This is a genomic window from Frankia sp. Mgl5 (assembly GCF_023242985.1).
GTDB lineage: Bacteria > Actinomycetota > Actinomycetes > Frankiales > Frankiaceae > Parafrankia > Parafrankia soli.
On sequence record NZ_JALKFY010000022.1, the window covers coordinates 1 to 312 of the forward strand.

A 312-nucleotide genomic window follows, 5' to 3' on the forward strand; every position below is an offset into this window, starting at 1 on the left:
TTGTAAAAGCGGACGGTTATGGACATGGAGCAGTTTCCATAGCACGCGAAGCGTTAGGGGCTGGCGCGGATTCTTTAGCTGTAGCGTTGCTGGATGAAGCGATTGTTCTGCGCAAAGCGGGAATCACGGCGCCAATTCTCGTGTTGGGCTATACCCCGCTCGATTCGGTTGAACAAGCTCGCCACTGGAACGTGGAGCTGACCGCGTATCAGCCGGATTGGATAAATGAAGCTGCTCGCCTGTTGGACAACGGTGAGAACGGGAAGCTTGGTATCCATCTCAAAGTAGATACGGGTATGGGTAGATTGGGGG

1 protein-coding gene is annotated in these 312 nt (G+C 53.8%); it reads left to right on the top strand.

Annotated elements, in window-relative coordinates:
- Positions 1 to 312: alanine racemase (locus MXD62_RS08180; protein WP_248828800.1), on the top strand; the 312-nt coding region annotated here is incomplete at both ends.